Annotated in this window: 21 protein-coding genes and 1 riboswitch; of the genes, 13 read left to right on the top strand and 8 right to left on the bottom strand. The window is 63.2% G+C overall.

What is annotated here, in order from left to right:
• The first annotated feature begins 34 nt into the window (after nucleotides 1-34).
• Complete coding sequence (locus tag NH14_RS12915; protein ID WP_035532341.1) at nucleotides 35-721, top strand: HAD family hydrolase; 687 nt, start codon at nucleotides 35-37, stop codon at nucleotides 719-721.
• Between the two features lie 134 nt (nucleotides 722-855).
• Here NH14_RS12915 and ribB read toward each other — a convergent pair whose 3' ends face one another.
• Nucleotides 856-1,581 carry a 3,4-dihydroxy-2-butanone-4-phosphate synthase gene (gene ribB, locus NH14_RS12910; protein WP_035532340.1) on the bottom strand — a complete coding sequence of 242 codons (726 nt, stop codon included), beginning with the start codon at nucleotides 1,579-1,581 and terminating at the stop codon, nucleotides 856-858.
• A 172-nt stretch (nucleotides 1,582-1,753) separates the two neighbouring features.
• Nucleotides 1,754-1,920: riboswitch (FMN riboswitch) on the bottom strand.
• A 120-nt stretch (nucleotides 1,921-2,040) separates the two neighbouring features.
• Entirely contained in the window at nucleotides 2,041-2,922 is an 882-nt protein-coding gene (locus NH14_RS12905; protein ID WP_237179624.1) for a helix-turn-helix domain-containing protein, read from the bottom strand.
• A 442-nt stretch (nucleotides 2,923-3,364) separates the two neighbouring features.
• On the opposite strand from NH14_RS12905, the gene miaB reads away from it, so the two are divergent.
• From miaB to NH14_RS12885, 4 genes are all read left to right on the top strand, one after another.
• Nucleotides 3,365-4,738 carry a tRNA (N6-isopentenyl adenosine(37)-C2)-methylthiotransferase MiaB gene (gene miaB, locus NH14_RS12900; RefSeq protein ID WP_035532337.1) on the top strand — a complete coding sequence of 458 codons (1,374 nt, stop codon included), beginning with the start codon at nucleotides 3,365-3,367 and terminating at the stop codon, nucleotides 4,736-4,738.
• Nucleotides 4,739-4,767: 29 nt separating this feature from the next.
• Nucleotides 4,768-5,895, top strand: a complete 1,128-nt coding sequence (locus NH14_RS12895) for a PhoH family protein (RefSeq protein ID WP_035532334.1) — start codon at nucleotides 4,768-4,770, stop codon at nucleotides 5,893-5,895.
• A gap of 46 nt (nucleotides 5,896-5,941) precedes the next feature.
• Complete coding sequence (ybeY, locus tag NH14_RS12890; protein WP_035532330.1) at nucleotides 5,942-6,403, top strand: rRNA maturation RNase YbeY; 462 nt, start codon at nucleotides 5,942-5,944, stop codon at nucleotides 6,401-6,403.
• A gap of 108 nt (nucleotides 6,404-6,511) precedes the next feature.
• Entirely contained in the window at nucleotides 6,512-7,135 is a 624-nt protein-coding gene (locus NH14_RS12885; RefSeq protein WP_035532481.1) for a gamma-glutamylcyclotransferase, read from the top strand.
• Nucleotides 7,136-7,163: 28 nt separating this feature from the next.
• On the opposite strand, the gene NH14_RS12880 is transcribed toward NH14_RS12885, so the two are convergent.
• The 3 genes from NH14_RS12880 to NH14_RS12870 are packed head-to-tail and all read right to left on the bottom strand — an operon-like array spanning nucleotide 7,164 to nucleotide 8,938.
• The gene (locus NH14_RS12880; RefSeq protein WP_035532328.1) at nucleotides 7,164-7,844 is read right to left on the bottom strand and encodes a DUF799 domain-containing protein; all 681 of its coding nucleotides are present in this window, start codon (nucleotides 7,842-7,844) and stop codon (nucleotides 7,164-7,166) included.
• A 10-nt stretch (nucleotides 7,845-7,854) separates the two neighbouring features.
• Nucleotides 7,855-8,235, bottom strand: a complete 381-nt coding sequence (locus tag NH14_RS12875) for a DUF4810 domain-containing protein (protein ID WP_052148422.1) — start codon at nucleotides 8,233-8,235, stop codon at nucleotides 7,855-7,857.
• A gap of 43 nt (nucleotides 8,236-8,278) precedes the next feature.
• Complete coding sequence (locus tag NH14_RS12870; RefSeq protein WP_035532479.1) at nucleotides 8,279-8,938, bottom strand: CsgG/HfaB family protein; 660 nt, start codon at nucleotides 8,936-8,938, stop codon at nucleotides 8,279-8,281.
• 426 nt (nucleotides 8,939-9,364) lie between these two features.
• Here NH14_RS12870 and NH14_RS12865 point away from each other — a divergent pair, with 426 nt between their 5' ends.
• From NH14_RS12865 to NH14_RS12830, 8 genes are all read left to right on the top strand, one after another.
• The gene (locus NH14_RS12865; protein ID WP_035532325.1) at nucleotides 9,365-10,258 is read left to right on the top strand and encodes a CorC family transporter; all 894 of its coding nucleotides are present in this window, start codon (nucleotides 9,365-9,367) and stop codon (nucleotides 10,256-10,258) included.
• A 237-nt stretch (nucleotides 10,259-10,495) separates the two neighbouring features.
• Nucleotides 10,496-12,187: an apolipoprotein N-acyltransferase gene (gene lnt, locus NH14_RS12860; RefSeq protein ID WP_035532322.1), complete on the top strand. Its 1,692-nt coding sequence runs from the start codon at nucleotides 10,496-10,498 to the stop codon at nucleotides 12,185-12,187.
• 229 nt (nucleotides 12,188-12,416) lie between these two features.
• Nucleotides 12,417-13,424 (top strand): glycine--tRNA ligase subunit alpha, encoded by a 1,008-nt coding sequence (glyQ, locus tag NH14_RS12855; protein WP_084225857.1) that lies wholly within the window; start codon nucleotides 12,417-12,419, stop codon nucleotides 13,422-13,424.
• Between the two features lie 16 nt (nucleotides 13,425-13,440).
• Nucleotides 13,441-15,540, top strand: a complete 2,100-nt coding sequence (glyS, locus tag NH14_RS12850) for a glycine--tRNA ligase subunit beta (protein ID WP_035532319.1) — start codon at nucleotides 13,441-13,443, stop codon at nucleotides 15,538-15,540.
• Between the two features lie 30 nt (nucleotides 15,541-15,570).
• Nucleotides 15,571-16,134 carry a D-glycero-beta-D-manno-heptose 1,7-bisphosphate 7-phosphatase gene (gmhB, locus tag NH14_RS12845; RefSeq protein WP_035532317.1) on the top strand — a complete coding sequence of 188 codons (564 nt, stop codon included), beginning with the start codon at nucleotides 15,571-15,573 and terminating at the stop codon, nucleotides 16,132-16,134.
• A gap of 44 nt (nucleotides 16,135-16,178) precedes the next feature.
• Nucleotides 16,179-16,940 carry a lysophospholipid acyltransferase family protein gene (locus tag NH14_RS12840; RefSeq protein WP_035532314.1) on the top strand — a complete coding sequence of 254 codons (762 nt, stop codon included), beginning with the start codon at nucleotides 16,179-16,181 and terminating at the stop codon, nucleotides 16,938-16,940.
• A gap of 94 nt (nucleotides 16,941-17,034) precedes the next feature.
• Entirely contained in the window at nucleotides 17,035-17,928 is an 894-nt protein-coding gene (locus tag NH14_RS12835) for a M48 family metallopeptidase (protein WP_035532311.1), read from the top strand.
• Between the two features lie 118 nt (nucleotides 17,929-18,046).
• Nucleotides 18,047-18,484: a serine O-acetyltransferase gene (locus tag NH14_RS12830; protein WP_084225856.1), complete on the top strand. Its 438-nt coding sequence runs from the start codon at nucleotides 18,047-18,049 to the stop codon at nucleotides 18,482-18,484.
• Between the two features lie 25 nt (nucleotides 18,485-18,509).
• On the opposite strand, the gene NH14_RS12825 is transcribed toward NH14_RS12830, so the two are convergent.
• The 3 genes from NH14_RS12825 to NH14_RS12815 all read right to left on the bottom strand — a co-directional run bounded on the left by NH14_RS12825 (nucleotide 18,510) and on the right by NH14_RS12815 (nucleotide 21,192).
• Entirely contained in the window at nucleotides 18,510-19,286 is a 777-nt protein-coding gene (locus tag NH14_RS12825) for a heparin lyase I family protein (protein WP_084225855.1), read from the bottom strand.
• 7 nt (nucleotides 19,287-19,293) lie between these two features.
• Entirely contained in the window at nucleotides 19,294-20,043 is a 750-nt protein-coding gene (locus NH14_RS12820; RefSeq protein WP_035532308.1) for a WecB/TagA/CpsF family glycosyltransferase, read from the bottom strand.
• Nucleotides 20,044-20,115: 72 nt separating this feature from the next.
• Entirely contained in the window at nucleotides 20,116-21,192 is a 1,077-nt protein-coding gene (locus tag NH14_RS12815) for a glycosyltransferase family 4 protein (protein ID WP_161790880.1), read from the bottom strand.
• Nucleotides 21,193-21,206: the final 14 nt, after the last annotated feature.

Below are 21,206 nucleotides of genomic sequence, written 5' to 3'. Positions count from 1 at the left end.
GGCCGCCCCGCTTCTCCGCCCTTTCGTCTTGCGCATGATCGACCATCTCATCTGCGACTGTGACGGCGTACTCGTCGACAGCGAAGTCATTGCCGACCACGTCCTCTTCGATACGCTCAGCCGCACTTTTCCCGACATCGACTTCCGTGCCGCCGTGGCCACGGCATTCGGCCAGCAAACCTCGCGCTTTCTCGCCGACGTCGCGGCGCGCTTCGATCTCACGCTGCCCGAGCATTTTCTCGAAACCATCGAACACAACTGCGAAATCGCCATCGCCGAATCCGTGAGCCCGATCAACGGCGTGCGCGACGCACTGCGCCAGGTCACGCTGCCCGCCGCCGTGGTGTCGAACAGCCGGCTCACGCGCGTGCACGCCTCGGTGCGGCGTGCCGGGCTCGACGCGATCTTCGGCGAGCGCATCTTCAGCGCCGAGCAGGTCGAGCGGCCCAAGCCTTATCCGGACGTCTATCTGCACGCGGCGCTCGCACTCGGCGTGGAACCGGAGCGCTGCCTCGTCGTCGAGGACAGCCTCTCGGGCCTGAACGCCGCGCGCGTGGCCGGCATGAAGACGATTGCGTTCGTCGGCGCAAGCCATATCCCGTCGGGCTATGCCGACGTACTGCGCGAGATGGGCATCACGCGCATCATGAAGCGCATGGATGAGCTGCCCGCGCTAGTCGAGGCGGGCGTACGCGGGGAATTCGGCGATCAACAGTCGTAGCCGCTTGCCTGCGCGCGAGCCGTAACGCGGCGCGTGCACGCAAGCAAAACGGCAAACGGCGCGTGAGCCGCAAGGTCGCTTGGGCTCACGCGCCGTTTTCACTACCCGGTCTGGATCGAAATGAGCCAGGCGCCTTATGCAGGTTCGGCGCAGCGCTCGCGTGCCAGCGCGAGCGATTCACGAAACGCCACCAGCTCGGCGATCGTCAGCATCGGCAGGTTGTGCCGCTTCGCGAAGTCGTCGACCTGCTGGCCGCGCGCCATCGTGCCGTCCGGGTTCATCAGCTCGCACAGCACGCCGGCGGGCGCAAGGCCCGCGAGCACGGCCAGATCGACGGTGCCTTCGGTGTGGCCGCGGCGCGCCAGCACGCCGCCCGGCTGCGCGCGCAACGGGAACACGTGGCCCGGGCGCACGATGTCGGCCGGCTGCGCGTTCGGGGCGATGGCGGCGCGGATCGTCGTCACGCGGTCGGCGGCGGACACGCCCGTGCTCACGCCGTCGCGCGCCTCGATCGATACCGTGAACGCGGTGCGGTTGCGGCTTTCGTTGTGCGCGACCATGGGCGGCAGCTCGAGCGCGCGCACCTTCTCGTCGGACAGACACAGGCATACGATGCCGCTGCATTCGCGGATGAACAGCGCCATCGTTTCCGGGGTGAGGCGCTCGGCGGCCAGCACGAGGTCAGCTTCGTCTTCGCGGTCGTGGTCGTCCTGGAGCACGACCGGACGGCCCTCGCGCATGGCTTGCAGCGCGGCGGCGATGCGCGGCGGCACCGGTTCGGTGTCAAGCAGGGGAAGATCTTCGATGGCATCAAGCGGCGGCTCGACAGCCGTGGCGTTGCGGTTGCGGGTAAGGGACATGTGAAACGCTCCTCGCAAGAGTTGGGCGAAAAACGTTTCAGGGCATTGCAAACAGACAGGAATCCCCGGCGAACGGCTTTGGCGCGCGCGTGCCGGAGCACGACGCCGGAACGTCGCGCGCGAGGCCCGCGCAGGCAGAACAGCCGCGGCGGTTGGGCAAACATGACTATCTGCACATCTTCTTTCATCCGGACTATGACCGTCGGCCCTGGCATCGCACCAGATCTGCTGACCCTGCGCGAAAGGCTTCGCGCAGGCGCTCGCGGGCTCGTCGGCCTTGCCTTGCGGCGCGGCCGGCATACCGCCGGTGGGGAATTTCACCCCGCCCTGAAGACGCACTGATTGCCGGTTGAACCGGCTGGCAAAGGATACCGCAGAGTTGCGCCGTTGTGCAGCGCAGTAAAAACCAGTAAACGGGCGGCGCGCGTCTCGCGCATTGCGCAGCGCGCGATATCACCCTTATATCGGCTGCACGGGCGCTGCCGGCCTGGCGTTCCCGGCGTCCCCCGCGTTCCGGTAATCGCTCGCCGGCGGCACGGCCCAGCGAGGCGGCGCTTCGGCGTTGAGCGTCACGCGAAAAACGCGCGCTTCGGTGTCGCCGGGATTGCGCAGGCTGTGCGGCTGATCCGCGTCGAAGACGATCGCATCGCCGGTCGCGAGCAGTTGGCGCCGGTCGTGCACGCTCACCTCGAGCGTGCCTTCGCTCACCACGAGGTTCACCGTCGTGCCCGGCGCGCGGCGCGTGCCCGGCTCGGTATGCAGCGGCGCGATGCGAAGCTCGTGAAATTCGGCGGCGGCGGGACTGTCCTCCGGATAGAGCGCGCGCGCCGAGTAGCGGCCATCGGCACTCACGCGGCGCGACGCGCGGTCGGCGGGCAGGTGCTCGAACCCGCTCACCGCGTACCGCCGCAGGAACGCCGACACCGAGACCTTGAGCGCCGCCGCCACCTTGCAGAGGACCTTGATCGACGGCACGCTGCGCGCGGACTCCACTTGCGCGAGCATCGCGCGCGAAACGCCCGAGGCGCGGGCGAGCGCGTCGAGCGAGAACTGACGCTCGGCGCGCAGCCGCGCAAGGTTTACACCGACGAGATATTCGAGTGAGTCGAAAGCACCATCGGTGCGCGCGGCAGCATTGGATTGCACCGATGGATGCACGGCCAGAGCCGGTGCGTGGTTGTCGTCGGCGATTCGGTCCGCGCGAAAGTCGGCGATGGGAAGATCGTCAGCGGGACGATTCGCACTCCGATGCGTAATGAGGCGATCGAGACGGTCGACACGATCGAGCCGATCAGCGCGATCGGCCTGCGCGTCCCTCACGAACGCGAGCGTTGAATGCATGGCATGCCTCCGTAGCGCGCCGCCAGAGGGCGCAAGAGCTTGAACGGAGGCCAGAGTAGCATCGCGTCCGGCCACGCCCAACGAAGTTATCTTCACACTGATATCAGCATTGCCGAACGCGGTTCCGGAAATGCTTTTGCCCTCCGGCGATATGCGCGCGCACCGCACGCCCGTGCATATCCCGACAGCGCATGAGGCTATAATGTTGGATTGCGCTGAAAGCACCTGAAAGCACGATTTGCACCGCGAACTGGCGGCAAAAAGTACGCAAAAGGACGTGAATCGGCACCTGAATCGGCCCGCGAATCGCGCCCGCTGAGGTGCGCCACGGCCCAGGCCGGCCGGCCACCTGTTTCAGCCCCTTTATCACCGTAGTCCCGAAGTGCACGAGTGCATCAACCGGACGACGCCCCCAGGTAAACCACTGCGAACGGCGACCCCGATGACCAAGAAAGTTTATGTAAAGACCTTTGGCTGCCAGATGAACGAGTACGACTCCGACAAAATGGTCGACGTGCTCGGCGCCGCTGAAGGCCTCGTCAAAACCGACACGCCCGAAGATGCGGACGTGATTCTCTTCAACACCTGCTCGGTGCGCGAGAAAGCCCAGGAGAAAGTGTTCTCCGACCTCGGCCGCGTGCGCGAGCTGAAGGAAGCGAACCCGAACCTGCTGATCGGCGTGGGCGGCTGCGTGGCAAGCCAGGAAGGCGCGGCCATCGTGCAGCGCGCGCCCTACGTGGACCTCGTGTTCGGCCCGCAAACCCTGCACCGCCTGCCGCAGATGATCGACGCGCGCCGCGCCTCGGGCCGCGCGCAGGTCGACATCACCTTCCCCGAAATCGAGAAGTTCGACCATCTGCCGCCCGCACGCGTGGAGGGTCCGAGCGCGTTCGTCTCGATCATGGAAGGCTGCTCGAAGTACTGCAGTTACTGCGTCGTGCCGTACACGCGCGGCGAGGAAGTCTCGCGTCCGCTCGACGATGTGCTCACTGAAATCGCCGGCCTCGCCGACCAGGGCGTGCGCGAAGTCACGCTGCTCGGCCAGAACGTGAACGCTTATCTTGGCGCGCTCACGCAAGGCTCGCCCGATATCGCCGACTTCGCCACGCTGATCGAATACGTCGCCGACATTCCCGGCATCGAGCGCATCCGCTACACCACTTCGCACCCGAAGGAATTCACGCAGCGCCTCATCGACGCCTACGCCAAGGTGCCCAAGCTCGTGAGCCATCTGCATCTGCCGGTGCAGCACGGCTCGGACCGCGTGCTCATGGCAATGAAGCGCGGCTACACCGTGCTCGAATACAAGTCGGTCATCCGCAAGCTGCGCGCGATTCGCCCGGACCTGTCGCTTTCCACGGACATCATCGTGGGCTTCCCCGGCGAGACCGAGGAGGACTTCGAGAAGACCATGGCGCTTGTCGAGGAAATGAAGTACGACACGAGCTTCTCGTTCATCTACAGCCCGCGCCCAGGCACGCCCGCTGCGAATCTGCACGACGACACGCCGCGCGAGGTCAAGTTGAAGCGCCTCCAGCATCTGCAGGCCACGATCGAAGAAAACGTGCAGCGCATCAGCCAGTCGATGGTTGGCCGGGTCGAGCGCATTCTCGTGGAAGGCCCGTCGCGCAAGGACCCGAGCGAACTCTCGGGCCGCACCGAGAACAACCGCGTCGTCAACTTCCCGGCGCCGCTGGCCTCGCACGCGCGCCTGATCGGCCAGATGATCGACGTGAAGATCAATCACGCCTATCCGCACTCGCTGCGCGGCGAACTCGTGCTCGCGCACGAGGACACTTCGGCGCTCCCGCATTGAGCGGCGCCTGAACGGAGTTCACTGATACCTTGAAGCCCAATCAGCAGCATCTGGAATTCAACGCGCCGCGCGACGACAATGCGCGGCTCGCGAACCTCTGCGGCCCGCTCGACGAAAACCTGCGGCAGATCGAGCAGGCGCTCGACGTGACCCTCGCGCGGCGCGGCCATCGCATCTCGATCCGCGGCCGCGGCGCGAAACTCGCGCTCGCCGCGCTCGAAAACTTCTACAACCAGGCGCGTGACCCGCTCTCCGTCGACGACATTCAGCTCGCGCTGGTCGAGGCGCGGCACCCGGGCAATCCCGCCAATGACCCGCGCGGCAATGGCAACGGCGGCGTACGTGGAAACAGCGGTGGAAACAGCGGTGGCAACAACGGCATCGACGCCACCGAGATCGACCCGCGTTTTCGCGGCGACCCCGACCACCCGTTCGACGAGCCCGCGCGCGAAGGCGTCGACGTAGAAGAACTCGGCCCGAAGCTCTACACGCGACGCGCCGACCTGCGCGGCCGCACGCCTGCACAGCGCGAATACCTCAAGCAGATCATCTCGCACGACGTGACCTTCGGCGTCGGGCCGGCGGGCACGGGCAAGACCTATCTCGCGGTGGCCTGCGCCGTGGACGCACTCGAGCGCGATCAGGTCAAGCGCATCGTCCTCACGCGCCCCGCCGTGGAAGCGGGCGAGCGTCTCGGCTTCCTGCCCGGCGATCTCGCGCAGAAGGTGGATCCGTATCTGCGCCCGCTGTACGACGCGCTCTACGACCTGCTTGGCTTTGACAAGACCGCGAAGATGTTCGAGCGCCAGATGATCGAAATCGCGCCGCTCGCGTACATGCGCGGACGCACGCTCAATCACGCGTTCATCATCCTCGACGAGGCGCAGAACACCACGCCCGAGCAGATGAAGATGTTCTTGACGCGTATCGGCTTCGGCTCGAAGGCCGTCGTGACTGGCGACACCACCCAGGTGGACCTGCCGCGCGGCCACAAGAGCGGGCTGATCGAGGCGCAGCAGGTGCTCGCCAACGTGCGCGGCATCGCGCTCACGCGCTTCACGAGCGCGGACGTCGTGCGCCATCCGCTCGTCGCGCGTATTGTCGAGGCCTATGACGCGCATTCGAAGAAGGATGAAAGCGGCGGCGACGCGCGCTAAAGCGCGAGATCGAGCCCGAATTCGAGTAGCAAAGAACCACGCATCCATGGCCCGCGCACCGAAACTCAAACTAAACGTGCAGTTCCCCGCCGCGAAGGCGTTTCCCGAGCACAAGGCCGCGCTGCCACGGGCCACCGTGGCAGCGTGGATAAAGGCCGCGCTCTTCGCCGATGCCGAGCTGACCGTGCGCTTCGTCGACGCCGAGGAAGGCCGCACGCTCAACCGCACGTATCGCGGCAAGGACTACGCGACCAACGTCCTCACGTTCGCCTACGCCGAAAGCGAGGATGACCCGGTGACCGGTGACCTGATCCTCTGCTGCCCGGTGGTGGAGAAGGAAGCCGCCGAACAGGGCAAGCCGCTTTCGTCGCACTACGCGCATCTGCTCGTGCACGGCACACTGCACGCGCAAGGCTACGATCACGAGGACGACGCCGAAGCGGAGGAGATGGAGGGCATCGAAACCGAGGTGCTCAACTCACTCGGCTTTCCCGATCCGTACAAGTAAGGCGACACGCCCCCTTCCGGCCCGAGCCCTTCAGACATGAACGACAAGCGCGCGAGCGATTCCAGTGTTGTTGCCGAACCGCTGGTGGATGGCGCGCCCGCCAGCGGCATGCCCAAACCCTGCCCTGGCTATCCGCCGTCGCTCGGCGAGTCGCGTCTGCTCAGCGAAGAGGAGCTGCGCGCATCGCTTGAGCGCACACTCCAGCAATGGGACCGCACGAGCGACATCTGGCTGTTCGGTTATGGCTCGCTGATCTGGAACCCGGGCCTGCCGACCGTCGAAAACGTGCGCTCGCGCGTGCATGGCTATCATCGCGGGCTGTATCTCTGGTCGCGCGTGAATCGCGGCACGCCCGAGCAGCCTGGACTCGTGCTCGCGCTCGATCGCGGCGGCTCGTGCGCCGGCGTGGCGTTCCGGCTGGCCGCCGACGGCGTCATGCCGCATCTGGAAGCCCTGTGGCGCCGCGAAATGCCGATGGGTTCGTACCGGCCCGCCTGGCTTCCCTGCTCGCTCGCCGATGGCCGACGCGTCGCGGCGCTCGCCTTCGTGATGCGCCGCGACGTGCCCACCTACACGGGCAAGCTCGGCGAAGACACGGTGCGCCAGGTGTTCGGCTGCGCATCGGGCCGCTACGGCACGACGCTCGACTACGTGCGTCGCACCGTCGAAGCCCTGCGCGAGAGCGGCATGCCCGACCGGGCGCTGGAGCGCTTGCTCGCGCGCTGCGCGTGAGCACCTGGCCCGGTTCGGCGCAGCAAACTCAATCGCTGCCGTACTTCGGCGAATGCGGGCCGTAGAGGATTCCGTTCGGCTGCCCGGCGGACAACAGCCTCTGGCTCGTCAAACCCGCTACCTCCTGGCTTTCGTCGGCGAGCGAATGCGCGACCTGCTTGACCGCCGCCTGCACCATCATGCCGATAATGCTGCCGCTGCCGAAGTCCACGTTGCCGAGTTCCTTGCCGTTGGCTGTCGCGGTGCCTTGCCAGAGCACATCGCCCGTACCTAGGCTGACGAGCTTCGCGGTCGCCGAGACGAACGTATTGCTGTCAACCACGCGATAGACGGAGCCGTACTGCGTGACCTTCGTGTAGAGCACGGCATCGGCGCCGAAGATTTCACGCAGTTTTTTCGGCGACATAGCCTGCATCTCCACGGGCAACGCAATGCCGTTCTGGCGGAAGGTCTCCGCCACTTCGGCAACGGGCAGCACGTAATAGCCGGACTCCGCGAGCGGCATCGTCATCTGCGACAGCATGCCGTTGGTGGCATTCACATCGACGGTTTCGTTCAGCGGCGGCAGCACGAGAATCGAGCGCGGCTTTGCGCTCCTGAACGCGGTGTAGTCGTAGCCGGCAGTTTGCTTCTGCGGCGCCACGCACGCGGCGAGCAGCGCGGAAACCGCGAGCACCGGCAGGCATTTCAGTATCGAAAATTTGAGCATGATGGCGTGCCTACTTCGAGAGGTTCTTCAACAAAAAGTCCATGTATGCGGACGACTCAGGGAAGGCCTCCTTCTCGGCACGCAATTCCTGCTGCGCCTGCTGGCCCTTGCCGACGCTCGCGTAAAGCGAGCCGAGGTGGGCGTGGAAACCGGGGGGCGGCCGGTTGCCCTTGGCGCGGATCTGTTGAAGCGCCTGTTCGAGCGCCGTGATCTGCTCTTCAGGGCTCGTCTGCCCTTTCAGGTACGCATAGACCTGCGGCTGGTAGGCATCCCATTGATAGAGCGTGGGTTGCGGGCGCGTCGCACAGCCGGCGAGCAACACGCCGGCAACGGCCAGGGCAACGCCGAGCGGCCCAGCAACGGACCGCCGTGTGGTGGGGGTTTGGGTCATGGGTCTGATTCTTCTGTTCAAACAGGATGGATTCACGCGGTCGTCACTTCACGAGGGGCTGCCCTGCAGGGGCGAGCGCGCCAGCATCGACGCGTTCCGCGAGGCGGTTGACGGCCTCCTGAATCGCCAGGTCGAGCACCTTGCCGTTGAGGGTCGAGTCATACCCCGCCGTGCCGCCGAAGCCGATCACCTCGCGGTTCGACAGGCTGTATTCGCCCGCGCCCTGCGCCGACAGCACGACCGCCGACGTAACCGTATCGACCACATTGAGGCTCACCTTCGCGTAGGCCACCTGGCTCTTGCCACGCCCGAGGATGCCGAATAGCTGCTGATCGCCGACTTCCTTGCGGCCGAATTCCGTCACGTCGCCGGTGAGGATGTAGCGCGCGCCCCTGAGCGCCTGCGCCTGCTTCGCGAAGCTAGCCTCCTGGCGGATCTCGTCGAGGTTGTCGCGGTCGAGCACGTTGAAGCGCCCGCTCTGTTGGAGCGCCGTGATCAGAATGGTTTTGGCCTGGCCGCCCAGACGGTCGATTCCGTCCGTGAAAATGCCGCGCATATAGCTCGAACGGTTGTCGAACTTGCCGACGGCGACCGCCACCGGCTTGCCGGCGTATGGCGTGCGCGCCACTGCCACTTCCGGGACCGGCAGCGTGCGCGACGCTTCGGTCGCGCAACCTGCCAGGACAATGAACAAAGACGGCACGAGCCATGCCGCACACCGCGTTGCGCGCTGCTTCGATAACACCTGCAAGATGGTTCTCCTTACGCACCTGGACCGGACCTCGTGCCCGGTCAACGACGCGCGGAACGATTGGGGGTTCCGCGTGAAGGTCCGAATTAGAGCAACGTCACTGAAAGGCAAATGTCAAACATTCTGGTACAGGTGACACCCATCAAACCCATGTCCAAAATCATCTAAATCCGAGGCCCGAAGATTCGTGAGATATGGCAAGGGGGGCCGGGCAGGCACATCGACAACCGTTGCCGCATGCCGAGCGTCCCCGGGCACCCCGCATCTGCGTTACGATGAACCACGGGCATGCCCTACACAGGCGCGCCACACGCATGCTGTATCCTTTCCTATCCGCAACAGCGCGCCCAGCCATCAAGAGGTTCAGGGCGCACCACCATGAACGACTCTTATCCCAGTCGACGACAAACCGGCAAACCCCAGGAAAAGCGCTCGCTGCTCGAGCGGCTGACCGACCTCATCTCGCCCGAGCCCGACTCGCGCAGCGAGCTTCTCGAAATCCTCCAGGACGCGCACGAGCGCAATCTGATCGACGCCGATTCGCTTTCGATGATCGAAGGCGTGTTCCAGGTGTCCGAGCTCTGCGCGCGCGACATCATGGTGCCCCGTGCCCAGATGGATGCGATCAACATCGCCGATAGCCCCGACGAATTCATCCCCTTCGTGCTGGACAAGGCGCACTCGCGCTATCCGGTCTACGAAGGCAATCGCGACAACGTCATCGGCGTTTTGCTCGCGAAAGACCTGCTGCGCTACTACGCCGAGGAAGAATTCGACGTGCGCGGCATGCTGCGCCCGGCCGTGTTCATTCCCGAGTCCAAGCGCCTGAACGTGCTGCTGCACGACTTTCGCCAGAACCGCAACCACATCGCCATCGTCGTCGACGAATACGGCGGCGTGGCCGGCCTCATCACAATCGAGGACGTGCTCGAGCAGATCGTTGGTGACATCGAGGACGAATACGACTTCGACGAGGAAAGCGGCAACATCATCGCCTCGCCCGATGGGCGCTTCCGCGTGCGCGCGCTCACCGAAATCGAGCAGTTCAACGAAACGTTCGGCACCCATTTCTCGGACGAGGAAGTCGACACCATCGGCGGGTTTGTCACGAATCACTTCGGGCACGTGCCGCATCGCGGCGAAAAGGTCCGCATCGACGACCTGATCTTCGAGGTGCTGCGCGCCGACGCGCGCCAGGTACATATGCTGCTGGTGCGCCGCGATCCGCTCGCGGGCCAGCGTGAAGCCGAGTTGCAGCCGCAGGGCACCTGACACCCTGCTGCGCGTGCTTTGGACGACGCCGGCCTGCGGGCCGGCGTTGCGCTTTTCAAGCCGCCGAAGCGCGATCGAGCCCCAAACGCCGCCCCAGAAACGCCCCCGGCGTCACACAATGCCGACGCGTGAAAATGCTATCGTTGCGCTCGCTGCGCGCATGGCGCGTGCAGCGAACGTTTTGCAACCCGCGCCCCGCGCGCCCCTGCAGTCGGACTGCAGCGCCCAAGCATACCCATGGCTGAACCAATCGATTCCCGCGCGCGCGACGGCGCGCGCGCCGCAGACACCCCCATCGCCGCGCGCCGCGCGCTGCCCGTATGGCACTACGCGGCCGCCGCCGTCCTGGGCGCGCTCAACACGCTTTCGTTCGCGCCCACGCCGCACGGCGGCTGGCTCGAAATCGCGATCTTCGCGGGCTTTTATTTCTGGCTCACGCGCACCACGGGGTGGAAAAGCGCGCTCTTCACCGGCTGGGCGTTCGGCTTCGGCAACTTCGTGACCGGCGTCTGGTGGCTCTATGTGAGCATGCACTTCTACGGCGGCATGCCCGCCGTGCTTGCAGGCACGGCGCTCGTGCTCTTCTCGCTCTACCTCGGGCTCTATCCGGCGCTGGCCGCGCTGGTCTGGTCGTTTTGCGCGGGACACGCAAAGAACGGGCGCACCCTGCCGTTTTCGCCGACATGGCATGGCGCGTTTGCCTTCGCGAGCGCGTGGGCGCTGGGTGAATGGGCTCGCGGCTATGTCTTCACCGGCTTTCCGTGGCTTTCTAGCGGCTACGCGCAGGTGGACGGGCCGTTGGCCGGATTCGCGCCGATCGTCGGTGTCTATGGCGTCGGCTGGGTGCTCGCGCTCGTCGCGGCGTTCGTCGTGCAGGCGCTCGTCCACGTGCGCAAGGCAGGGTCCGATGCAATCGGAGGGCCTGCCGGCGCCACCACCGGTTCCATCGGCACGATCGGATCAGTGGCCACGCCGGCCGGGATTGCCGTGGCCGTGATCGTCGTTGGTCTGTTGTTGCCGCTCGTCAGCTGGACGCACCCTGAAAACACCCCGCTGAACGTGCGCCTGCTGCAAGGCAACGTGAAGCAGGAGATGAAGTTCACCGAATCCGGCTTCGAGGAATCGCTCGCCGAATTCCAGCGGCTCATCACCGAAAAGCCCGCCGACCTCGTCATCACGCCCGAGACCGCTATTCCGGTGCTGCTGCAGGAGATGCCCGAAAAATTCGGCCGCGATATCCGCGCGTTCGCCGACGGCACCCACACCGCGATCCTGTTCGGCGCCGTGGGCGGCACGATCACGCCGGAGCGGCGCGTGGTCGACTACACCAACAGCCTCTTTGGCATCACGCCCGGCCAGAACGGCCTGTACCGCTACGACAAGCATCACCTCGTGCCCTTCGGCGAATTCGTGCCATGGGGCTTCCGCTGGTTCGTGAACCTCATGAACATTCCGCTCGGCGACTTCGCGCGCGGCGCCCCCGTGCAGCCGCCGTTCCTCGTGCACAACCAGCCCGTCGCCGTCGACATCTGCTACGAGGACATCTTCGGCGAGGAAATCGCGCGCACCGTGCGCGAGAATCCGACCTCGCCGGGCATCCTCATCAACTCGACGAACCTCGCGTGGTTCGGCGACACCATCGCGCTCGACCAGCATCTGCAAATCGCGCGCATGCGCTCGCTCGAAACCGGCCGGCCAATGCTGCGCGCAACCAACACGGGCGCGACCGCCGCCATCGATGCGCACGGCAACGTGATCGCGCGCCTGCCCGCCTTCACCGAGGGCTCGCTCGACGTGCGCGTGGAAGGCACCCAGGGCTTCACGCCCTACGTGACGAGCGGCAACAACACGGTGATCGCCGTGTCGCTCGTGCTGCTCGCGCTCGGCTTCGCATTCGGGCCCGCCCGGCCCGGTCGGAAGAAGGCTTGATGCGCCAAAATGCGCCCCGAACCCCGCGCCGGTCTCAACGCTGCGCCAATCCGGTAAAATTCAAGGTTTTAGCACCGGGCCGCCCCTCCTGACCGGGGCCGGGACCGCAGCACGCAAGGAACGCCCGTCACGCGCGAAACACCGGCCACACCAGGCCAACCCGGCCGCGCGTGGCCGTCCTTGCCGCCGCAGCCCACGCCGTTCGCCCTAAAAGACACTGCAGGCACACATGCTCACGTTTCAGCAAATCATCCTGACGCTCCAGTCTTACTGGGACAAGCAGGGCTGCGCGCTGCTCCAGCCGATCGACATGGAAGTCGGCGCCGGCACCTCGCACGTCCACACCTTCTTGCGCGCAATCGGCCCCGAGCCGTGGCGCGCGGCCTACGTGCAGCCGTCGCGCCGCCCGAAGGACGGCCGCTACGGCGAGAACCCGAACCGCCTGCAGCACTACTACCAGTACCAGGTGGTGCTCAAGCCCGCGCCGGAAAACATCCTCGACCTGTACCTCGGCTCGCTCGAAGCGCTCGGCTTCGACCTGAAGCAAAACGACGTGCGCTTCGTCGAAGACGATTGGGAAAACCCCACGCTCGGCGCCTGGGGCCTCGGCTGGGAAGTCTGGCTCAACGGCATGGAAGTCACGCAGTTCACGTACTTCCAGCAAGTGGGCGGCATCGACTGCAAGCCGGTGCTCGGCGAAATCACCTACGGTCTCGAACGTCTCGCGATGTACCTGCAAAAGGTCGAGAACGTCTACGACCTGATCTGGACCGAGTGGGAAGAAGAAGGCCCGAATGGCCCCGAGTTGCGCCGCCTCACCTACGGCGACGTCTACCACCAGAACGAAGTCGAGCAATCGACCTACAACTTCGAGCACGCGAACGTCGATCTGCTGTTCACGTTCTTCAACGCGTACGAAAGCGAAGCGAAGCGCATGATCGAGCTCCAGCTCGCGCTGCCCGCCTACGAACTCGTGCTCAAGGCCGGCCACACGTTCAACCTGCTCGACGCGCGCGGCGCGATCTCCGTGACAGAGCGCGCGGCCTATATCGGCCGCATTCGCGCGCTTTCGCGCAGCGTCGCGCAGTCGTACTACGAATCGCGCGAGAAGCTCGGCTTCCCGATGCTCGGCAATCCGGTGCACGGCGTGCCGGGCCTGACCACCGACGAACAGGACGCCGCGATGCCCGCCTGGGCGCCGCCGCTGAAGGTCGAACGCAAGTTCGACGAGGCATGACCGGATCTCAAGAACAATGACGCAAGCTCATCACGCCACCCTCCTCGTCGAACTGCTGACCGAGGAACTGCCGCCGAAGGCCCTCGCACGCCTCGGCGACGCATTCGCCGAAGGCATCGCGCAGCGCCTCGCCGCGCGCGACCTGATCGAAGGCGATCTCTCGTTCGAACGCTACGCCACGCCGCGCCGTCTCGCCGTGACGATCAAGAACGTGCGCAACGTCGCGCCCGAAAAACAGGTGCGCGAAAAAGTGCTGCCGGTTTCGGTCGCGCTCGACGCCAACGGCCAGCCCACCGCGCCGCTCGCGAAGAAGCTCGCCGCACTCGGCTTTCCCGACTTCCCGGTTAGCGACCTCGAACGCGCGAGCGACGGCAAGAACGAAGCGTTTTTCCTGCGCTACTCGGCGCCGGGCGCCACGCTCGCCGACGGCCTGCAGGCCGTGCTCGACGAAACGCTCGGCAAGCTGCCGATTCCGAAGGTCATGACGTACCAGCGCCCCGACGGCAGCAACGTGCAGTTCGTGCGTCCGGTGCACCGTCTCACGGTACTGCACGGCGAGCAGATCGTGCCGGTCACCGCGTTCGGCATCGACTCGGGCGACACCACGCGCGGCCACCGCTTTCTTTCGCACGGCAACGTCGCCATCACGCGCGCCGACGACTACGCACACACGCTGCAGCACAAGGGCCGCGTGATCGCGAGCTACGCGGACCGCCGCGAAGCCATCCGCGAACAGCTCATCGAGCAAGCCGGCGACGACAAGGCCGTCATGCCTGAAGCGCTGCTCGACGAAGTGAATTCGCTCGTCGAATGGCCCGTCGTGTATGCGTGCAAGTTCGAGGACGAATTCCTGCAAGTGCCGCAGGAATGCCTGATCCTCACGATGCAGACGAACCAGAAGTACTTCGCGCTCACCGACGCCGCAGGCCGCCTGCGCTCGCGCTTCCTGATCGTCTCGAACATCGAAACCGAAACGCCTGGCGAAATCATCGAAGGCAACGAGCGCGTCGTGCGCCCGCGCCTCGCCGACGCCAAATTCTTCTTCGAGCAGGACAAGAAGAAGCCGCTGGCCGATCGCGTGCCGCTGCTCGCGAACGTGGTCTATCACAACAAGCTCGGCTCGACGCTGCAGCGCGTGGAGCGCCTCGAAGCGCTCGCGGGCGCTATCGCCGACATGTGCGACGCCGATGTCGCGCTCGCGAAGCGCGGCGCACGCCTCGCCAAGGCCGACCTGCTGACCGACATGGTGGGCGAGTTCCCCGAGCTGCAAGGCACGATGGGCACCTACTACGCGCGCCACGACGGCGAGCCCGAAGAAGTGGCGCTCGCGTGCTCCGAGCACTACCAGCCGCGCTTCTCCGGCGACGCGCTGCCGGGCACGGCCACGGGCACCTTCGTCGCGCTCGCGGACAAGCTCGAAACGCTCGTGGGCATCTGGGGCATCGGCCTCGCGCCGACCGGCGAAAAAGATCCGTTCGCGCTGCGCCGCCACGCGCTGGGCGTGCTGCGCATTCTCGTCGAGAAGCAACTGCCGCTGGATCTCGTCGAACTGCTGCGCACGACTTACGCGCAATTTGGAGGCATCGACGCAGTAACGGAATCGACGCAAGCGATCTACGACTTCAGCATGGACCGCCTGCGCGGCATGCTGCGCGAACGCGGCTACGCGGCGCAGGAAATCGACGCAGTGCTCGCGATGAACCCCACGCGCCTCGACGACATCCTCGCGCGCCTCGACGCCGTGCGCGAATTCGCGGCGCTCGAGGAAGCGGCCTCGCTCGCGGCGGCCAACAAGCGCATCTCGAACATCCTCAAGAAGTCCGATGGCGCCGTGGACGCTGACGTGCAAAGCGCGCTCTTCGTGGAAAGCGCGGAAAAGGCGCTCTTCACGCAGCTAGAACAGGTCACGCCGCGCGTGCAGACGCAACTGGCCGCGCGCGAGTACACGGGCGCGCTCACGGCGCTTGCGGCACTGCGCGAAACCGTCGACACGTTCTTTAACGACGTGATGGTGAATGCCGAAGACCCCGCGCTGCGTGCGAACCGCCTCGCGCTGCTCAAGGCATTGCATCGCCAGATGAACAGCGTTGCCGACATCTCGCGCCTTGCGGCGTGATGGCGTCGTGACACTTCACTGAGCGACGCCATGCCGACCAGCAACAGCCGCAAACTCGTGATCCTCGACCGCGACGGCGTGATCAACGTCGACTCCGACGCGTTCATCAAGTCCGTGGACGAATGGATCGCGCTGCCGGGCAGCCTTGAAGCGATCGCCCGCCTGAACCAGGCGGGCTACCGTGTCGCCGTCGCGACGAACCAGTCCGGCATCGGCCGGGGCTTGTTCGACACAACGGCGCTCAACGAGATGCACGCGAAGATGCAACGCCAGGCCGCTGCGGTGGGCGGACGCGTCGACGCCGTGTTCTTCTGCCCGCACACCGCGCAGGACCATTGCGACTGCCGCAAACCCAAGCCCGGCATGCTCAAGATGATCGCCGAGCGCTTCGAGATCGATCCTGCGGATACGCCCGTGGTGGGCGATTCGCTGCGCGACCTCCAGGCCGGCGCGGTGCTCGGCTTTCCCACGCACCTCGTGCTCACCGGCAAGGGCAAGAAAACACTCGCGGCAGGCGGCCTGCCCGACGGCACGAAAGTGCACGACGACTTGCGCGCGTTCGTCCTCGACTTCCTCGCGAACGAGCCTGCTTAGCCTGGCCCTGTAGCCCTGCCTCCCAAACGGTCCAACCGATACCGATGCGCTTCATCCGCTCCCTGCTGCTGTCGATCTATTTGGTCGTCTACACGATCCCGTACGCGATTGCGTGCTTCATTGCGTTCCCGTTCCTGAACGCCGAGCGGCGCTACTGGATGGCCGCCGGCTGGTGCCGTTCGACACTGTTCGTCGCGCGCTGGCTCAACGGTATCCAGTACCGCATCGAGGGCATGGAGAACCTGCCCGACGGGCCCGCCGTACTGCTCTCGAAGCACCAGTCGGCTTGGGAAACGCTCGCCTTTCCGGCGCTGATGCCACGCCCGATGTGCTACGTATTCAAGCGCGAACTGCTGTATGTGCCGTTCTTCGGCTGGGCGCTGGGCATGCTGAAGATGGTTCATATCGACCGCAAAGAAGGCAAATACGCGTTCGCGTCCGTGACGCGCCAGGGCAAGGCGCGTATGGCCGAAGGCGCGTGGGTCATCATGTTCCCGGAAGGCACGCGCACGCCGGTAGGCAAGCAAGGCAAGTACAAGACCGGCGGCGCGCGCTTCGCCATCTCCACGGGCGCGCCCGTCGTGCCGATCGCGCACAACGCGGGACATGTCTGGCCCCGCAACTCGTTCCTCAAATATGCGGGTATAGTCACGGTGTCGATCGGCAAGCCGATCGACACAACCGGGCTCACGCCCGACCAGTTGAACACCCGCGTGGAGCAATGGATCGAAACCGAAATGCGGCGCATCGATCCTGGCGCGTATCGCGAATCGGATAGCGCATCGGTGGACGCCGCGCGGACTTGATGCTCCGGCGGCAAGGCTGTTGCCCACCTCACCGCCCGCTGCGTTATCCACACTCGTCATACGCCACGCACGCAAATCCGCACCCAGCCTGACGATGCAGAAGTCACCCACGCCGCGCCCTTCAGCGGCGCTCGATAACGGGCAACTCGATTTGCCGCTCTTTGCCGAGCCGGCGCCCGTTGTCGCTCCCTCCCCGGCATCGCCCTTCCTCGCACCCCCTTCCCCACCATCGCCGTTCAAATCGCCCAAGGGGCCGCTTGCGCCGGATGGCACGCGCGTGCGCACGCTCGAGATGGGCGCGCGCACGTTGCACTATCGGCTCAAGCGGTCGTCGCGCAAATCGATTGGATTTGCCATCGACGGGACTGGGCTCACGATCACCGCGCCCCGATGGGTGACGATTGCCGATATCGAAACGGCCATTGCCGAAAAACAGCGCTGGATCTTTGCGAAGCTGATCGAGTGGCAAACGCGCGTGGAGCAGCGAGCGCTGCCGCGCGTGGAATGGGGCGATGGGGCCGAGTTGCCTTATCTCGGGAAGCCGATGCGCGTGAGGCTTGGGGCTTCTGTACTGGCTTTTGACGAGGTGACGCGCGTGCTGGCGTTGCCGCTGCCGCTGCATGCGGATGCGCAGCAGATCAAGGATCGCGTGACCGGGTGGCTACAGGGCGAGGCGATGCGTATTTTTGGCGAGCGGCTTGGGGTTTATGCGGCCAGGCTTGGGGTGACGTTTCGGTCCTATGCGCTTTCCGCAGCGATGACGCGCTGGGGAAGCTGCTCGAGCGAAGGAAGAATTCGGCTCAACTGGCGGCTGATTCATTTTCCGCTTTCGGTTGTGGATTACGTCGTGGCGCATGAGCTCGCGCATTTGCGCGAGATGAATCACAGTCCGCGATTCTGGCAGACTGTGGAGTCGATCTTTCCTGAGTTCAGGGAGGCCAGGAAGCAGCTCAAGCAGCATCCGCCGGAGATGGTGCCGGGGATGTGAGGGGGGCACTCCATCGGTCAATGCCCGGATCAATTGGAAGATTAGGAACAGTATTATTGAATTGCGCCGTTGTCTCGTGACATGCTAACAAATGTCCTGATTGTTAGCTGGTCCTGCAATGATTTATATCTATCGGTTGGCGCACCTCCTGTTTCGGCTACGAATTCCCGTTTTGCCGTGGATCCTTAAGATCACGAACCGCATCCTCTTCTCAGTATCGCTACCGCCGTCGGTGGAGGTCGGAAAGAACGTGACATTCGGTTATCAAGGTCTTGGCATTGTGGTTCATAAGAATGCGCGTATCGGCTCCAACGTCATCATCTCGCCCAATGTCGTTATTGGCGGTAAGGGCAGAGGCAAACCGGGGGCGCCCGTCATCGAGGACGATGTCGTAATCGGCGCTGGTGCCTGCATCCTTGGCAATGTCCGCATTGGACGTGGTGCGGTTATCGGTGCAAACTCTGTTGTGCTTACAGACATAGAACCACAAGCAACGGTTGTCGGCATACCAGCGCGGTCGGTCACACAAAAAGTCGAGAGTGTTTCGTCTCTCTGATTAGTCTTTACTCCGTGACTTTGGGCTATTTCACCTGAAACCATTTGACTTCCACGTTTCCAAAAAAGAGCGTCCGGTCCTTGACATCTGACGGTCTCGATTGCCACCACCATTTATAGATTCCCATCTTAAGATAGGCTTCCCGATCGTTGGCATAAGCATTCCCACAACCTTGGCAGTTGACGACATTGACGCCATTCATCGACAAATCCATTACAGCATTTGCGCCAGTATGATCCGGCCGATAGCGCAAAACCCAGTGTACGACCTTGCCCCGATCTACCGACGGGTCACCGAACACAAACACGCGTGGCACGGCTTTGGCGGCACTTCGAATTTCAACCTGATAGCGCTTATCTACAAATCGAATAGAAAATGGCGGCGGGCCAAGGCCGCCTTCTGGTCCTTGCAGTATCTGAGTAAATAATTCAGGCTGCATGGAATCGAATTGATAGTCCTGTGGGATCACTGTTGACCAAGTAATCTGGTACAGCCGATTGGGTTCGAAATGAAAAATTCGATTGAACGCGATTTCTCCGCGTGGCGTACCGTTCGCGACGCTACGAAAATCGTCGGATTGATGGATGGAGATCCGCATCATCGGCGCTTGAGATACCGGATTATCAACGATTGATATTGCATTACGCGGAGCTTGCACAACCAAGCGTGGGTCAATTCCTTGTGTCCATGTACTGCTGTAAGATTGCTCGTGACTCTTGGCACCCGTCGTAACCTGCGACGTGCAGCCCGTACTCGCCAGGACAATGACAACCATCCCCGCGCGTAACAGTATTTTTTTCATGGCAGTATTAGATGGTTGATCCGACTCTAGCGACAATTCGCGCCTTAATTAGCATTAGTGCGAATTTACTGTTCGTAATCAGATACCGTCTCCACATCCTGCGCGGCTCCTGAATTACCCTAAACAGCCATTCCATACCAGCCATCTGCATCCATTTCGGCGCTCGGCGAACTTTTCCAGCAATAACATCAAAGGTTCCCCCGACACCCATTACAAAATCGACGCCGAGTCGTTCCTTCCAGCGCTCAATAAATATCTCTTTCTTTGGCGACGTTATCGCCACAAAGAGCAACATCGCACCCGACGAGCGGATCTTTTCTACGACTTCCTGCTCATCATCCCAGAAATAGCCGTGATGAAATCCCGCTACCTTTAGTGTCGGGAATTGAGCTTTCAATTTTGCGCATGTCTGCTCGACCACTTCCTCTGTCCCCCCAAGAAAGAACACCGGAAAGCCTCTCACAGCAGACATCTTGACCAACCGCTCGAAAAGATCAATGCCAGCCACACGCTCTGGAACCGCGTGCCCCAGCAGACGTGCGGCCCAGACCACCCCCATACCGTCGATATTTATCAAATCGCAATTTCGCACGGACGCCGCAAGGCTTGAATCGCTGCTCATATTCACCAGTTTTGCAACGTTTACTACAACGTGCTGAGTGAACTGCCTGCGGCTTGCTCTATCCGCAATCCAATCTACTGTTTCATCTATCGATGCAATATCCATTGGACACGAAAATATATTGATTCTCTTCATCACTCCCTCATCCACAGAAATTAGATTACCAATGCCGACGAACAACAATCCGTAAGAGTTTGCTGAATTCCGCTATACACACGACGTATAAATTTCGCTCAAATCGCACGCCATCTTTTCCACGGTGAAACACTCGAGGTAACGACGACGCGCGGCAGCACCTAGCTTCACCCGAAGTTCTGAATTTCCGAGCAGATCTCTGATTGCCGTCGCCAGTGCTGCTGCGTCATCGGGCGCGACAAGCATGGCTTCAATATCATTTCGCACAGCGTCGACAATGCCGGGGATCGCAGTCGACACTATCGCCAGACCGTGTGCCATGGCCTCCAGCACAGCAACAGAAAATCCTTCACTCCTTGATGGAAGTACGAAAATGTCGGCACTCGCCAGCACCGCTTGCTTCTCTTCCCCATCAATCCAACCTCCATATGAGATGACCTCATTTAGTCGGCGCGACATCAACTCCTTTTCGAAAGATGCGATCTCACCAGTACCGTAGACGGTAACGAAGAATTCCCCAGTCATGTCCGCAAGATTCTCAACTGCGCTCAAAAGCGACCCAATTCCCTTTGCCTCGGATATCAGCCCAAGAAATACAATTCGTACGGCGCCGTGATCTCTTCTCATTAACGGTACATGTCCGTGAAGTGGATCTGCGATTCCGTTGTAAACAATTGCACATCGATCCGCCGACAAAATCCCCCCCTCTACCGCACGTTCCCGCATATGGTCCGAGAGTACGATCACGCGTTCAGCGCGTCGTAAGGCTAACCGCACGATGAGGCGACTGGTACCTGCCATCTTCGAATAGCGTTCGAAGAATCCTCCATTGTGAATTTGAAAGACATATCTCTTTCTAAACAGGCAACAGATCCCCGCGAACAATGTCTTTCTAACCAGTGATCCCTTGAGGGCACTATGAATATGAACGATATCGATTTCCGATCTGGCCAGCGCTATTACTAAACACCAGATCGCCCGCAGGAATACCATCGCCTTAGGAAGCAGGCTGCGACCTCCAGATAGCGTCGTACCCACGAACCGGAGCTCGACGCCAACATTCTCGAATAACGCTGAGCTCTCGCCCATTACGCGAAGCACGGATGCGATTCCACCACGCGCCTCCCTGTCAGGACCGATATGGAGCACTCTTAGGCTCGTCT

Origin of the sequence: Paraburkholderia sacchari (genome assembly GCF_000785435.2) — a bacterium.
GTDB classification, from domain to species: Bacteria; Pseudomonadota; Gammaproteobacteria; order Burkholderiales; family Burkholderiaceae; genus Paraburkholderia; species Paraburkholderia sacchari.
This window is presented reverse-complemented; position numbering and strand designations above follow the sequence as displayed.

Bases quoted from the DNA above. Each gene is read 5' to 3' on its own strand.
- NH14_RS12915 (WP_035532341.1), top strand. From the start codon at position 35: ATGATCGACCATCTCATCTGCGACTGTGACGGCGTACTCGTCGACAGC.
- ribB (WP_035532340.1), bottom strand. From the start codon at position 1,581: ATGTCCCTTACCCGCAACCGCAACGCCACGGCTGTCGAGCCGCCGCTT.
- NH14_RS12905 (WP_237179624.1), bottom strand. From the start codon at position 2,922: ATGCATTCAACGCTCGCGTTCGTGAGGGACGCGCAGGCCGATCGCGCT.
- miaB (WP_035532337.1), top strand. From the start codon at position 3,365: ATGACCAAGAAAGTTTATGTAAAGACCTTTGGCTGCCAGATGAACGAG.
- ybeY (WP_035532330.1), top strand. From the start codon at position 5,942: ATGGCCCGCGCACCGAAACTCAAACTAAACGTGCAGTTCCCCGCCGCG.
- NH14_RS12885 (WP_035532481.1), top strand. From the start codon at position 6,512: ATGCCCAAACCCTGCCCTGGCTATCCGCCGTCGCTCGGCGAGTCGCGT.
- NH14_RS12880 (WP_035532328.1), bottom strand. From the start codon at position 7,844: ATGCTCAAATTTTCGATACTGAAATGCCTGCCGGTGCTCGCGGTTTCC.
- NH14_RS12875 (WP_052148422.1), bottom strand. From the start codon at position 8,235: ATGACCCAAACCCCCACCACACGGCGGTCCGTTGCTGGGCCGCTCGGC.
- NH14_RS12865 (WP_035532325.1), top strand. From the start codon at position 9,365: ATGAACGACTCTTATCCCAGTCGACGACAAACCGGCAAACCCCAGGAA.
- lnt (WP_035532322.1), top strand. From the start codon at position 10,496: ATGGCTGAACCAATCGATTCCCGCGCGCGCGACGGCGCGCGCGCCGCA.
- glyQ (WP_084225857.1), top strand. From the start codon at position 12,417: ATGCTCACGTTTCAGCAAATCATCCTGACGCTCCAGTCTTACTGGGAC.
- glyS (WP_035532319.1), top strand. From the start codon at position 13,441: ATGACGCAAGCTCATCACGCCACCCTCCTCGTCGAACTGCTGACCGAG.
- gmhB (WP_035532317.1), top strand. From the start codon at position 15,571: ATGCCGACCAGCAACAGCCGCAAACTCGTGATCCTCGACCGCGACGGC.
- NH14_RS12840 (WP_035532314.1), top strand. From the start codon at position 16,179: ATGCGCTTCATCCGCTCCCTGCTGCTGTCGATCTATTTGGTCGTCTAC.
- NH14_RS12835 (WP_035532311.1), top strand. From the start codon at position 17,035: ATGCAGAAGTCACCCACGCCGCGCCCTTCAGCGGCGCTCGATAACGGG.
- NH14_RS12830 (WP_084225856.1), top strand. From the start codon at position 18,047: ATGATTTATATCTATCGGTTGGCGCACCTCCTGTTTCGGCTACGAATT.
- NH14_RS12825 (WP_084225855.1), bottom strand. From the start codon at position 19,286: ATGAAAAAAATACTGTTACGCGCGGGGATGGTTGTCATTGTCCTGGCG.
- NH14_RS12820 (WP_035532308.1), bottom strand. From the start codon at position 20,043: ATGAAGAGAATCAATATATTTTCGTGTCCAATGGATATTGCATCGATA.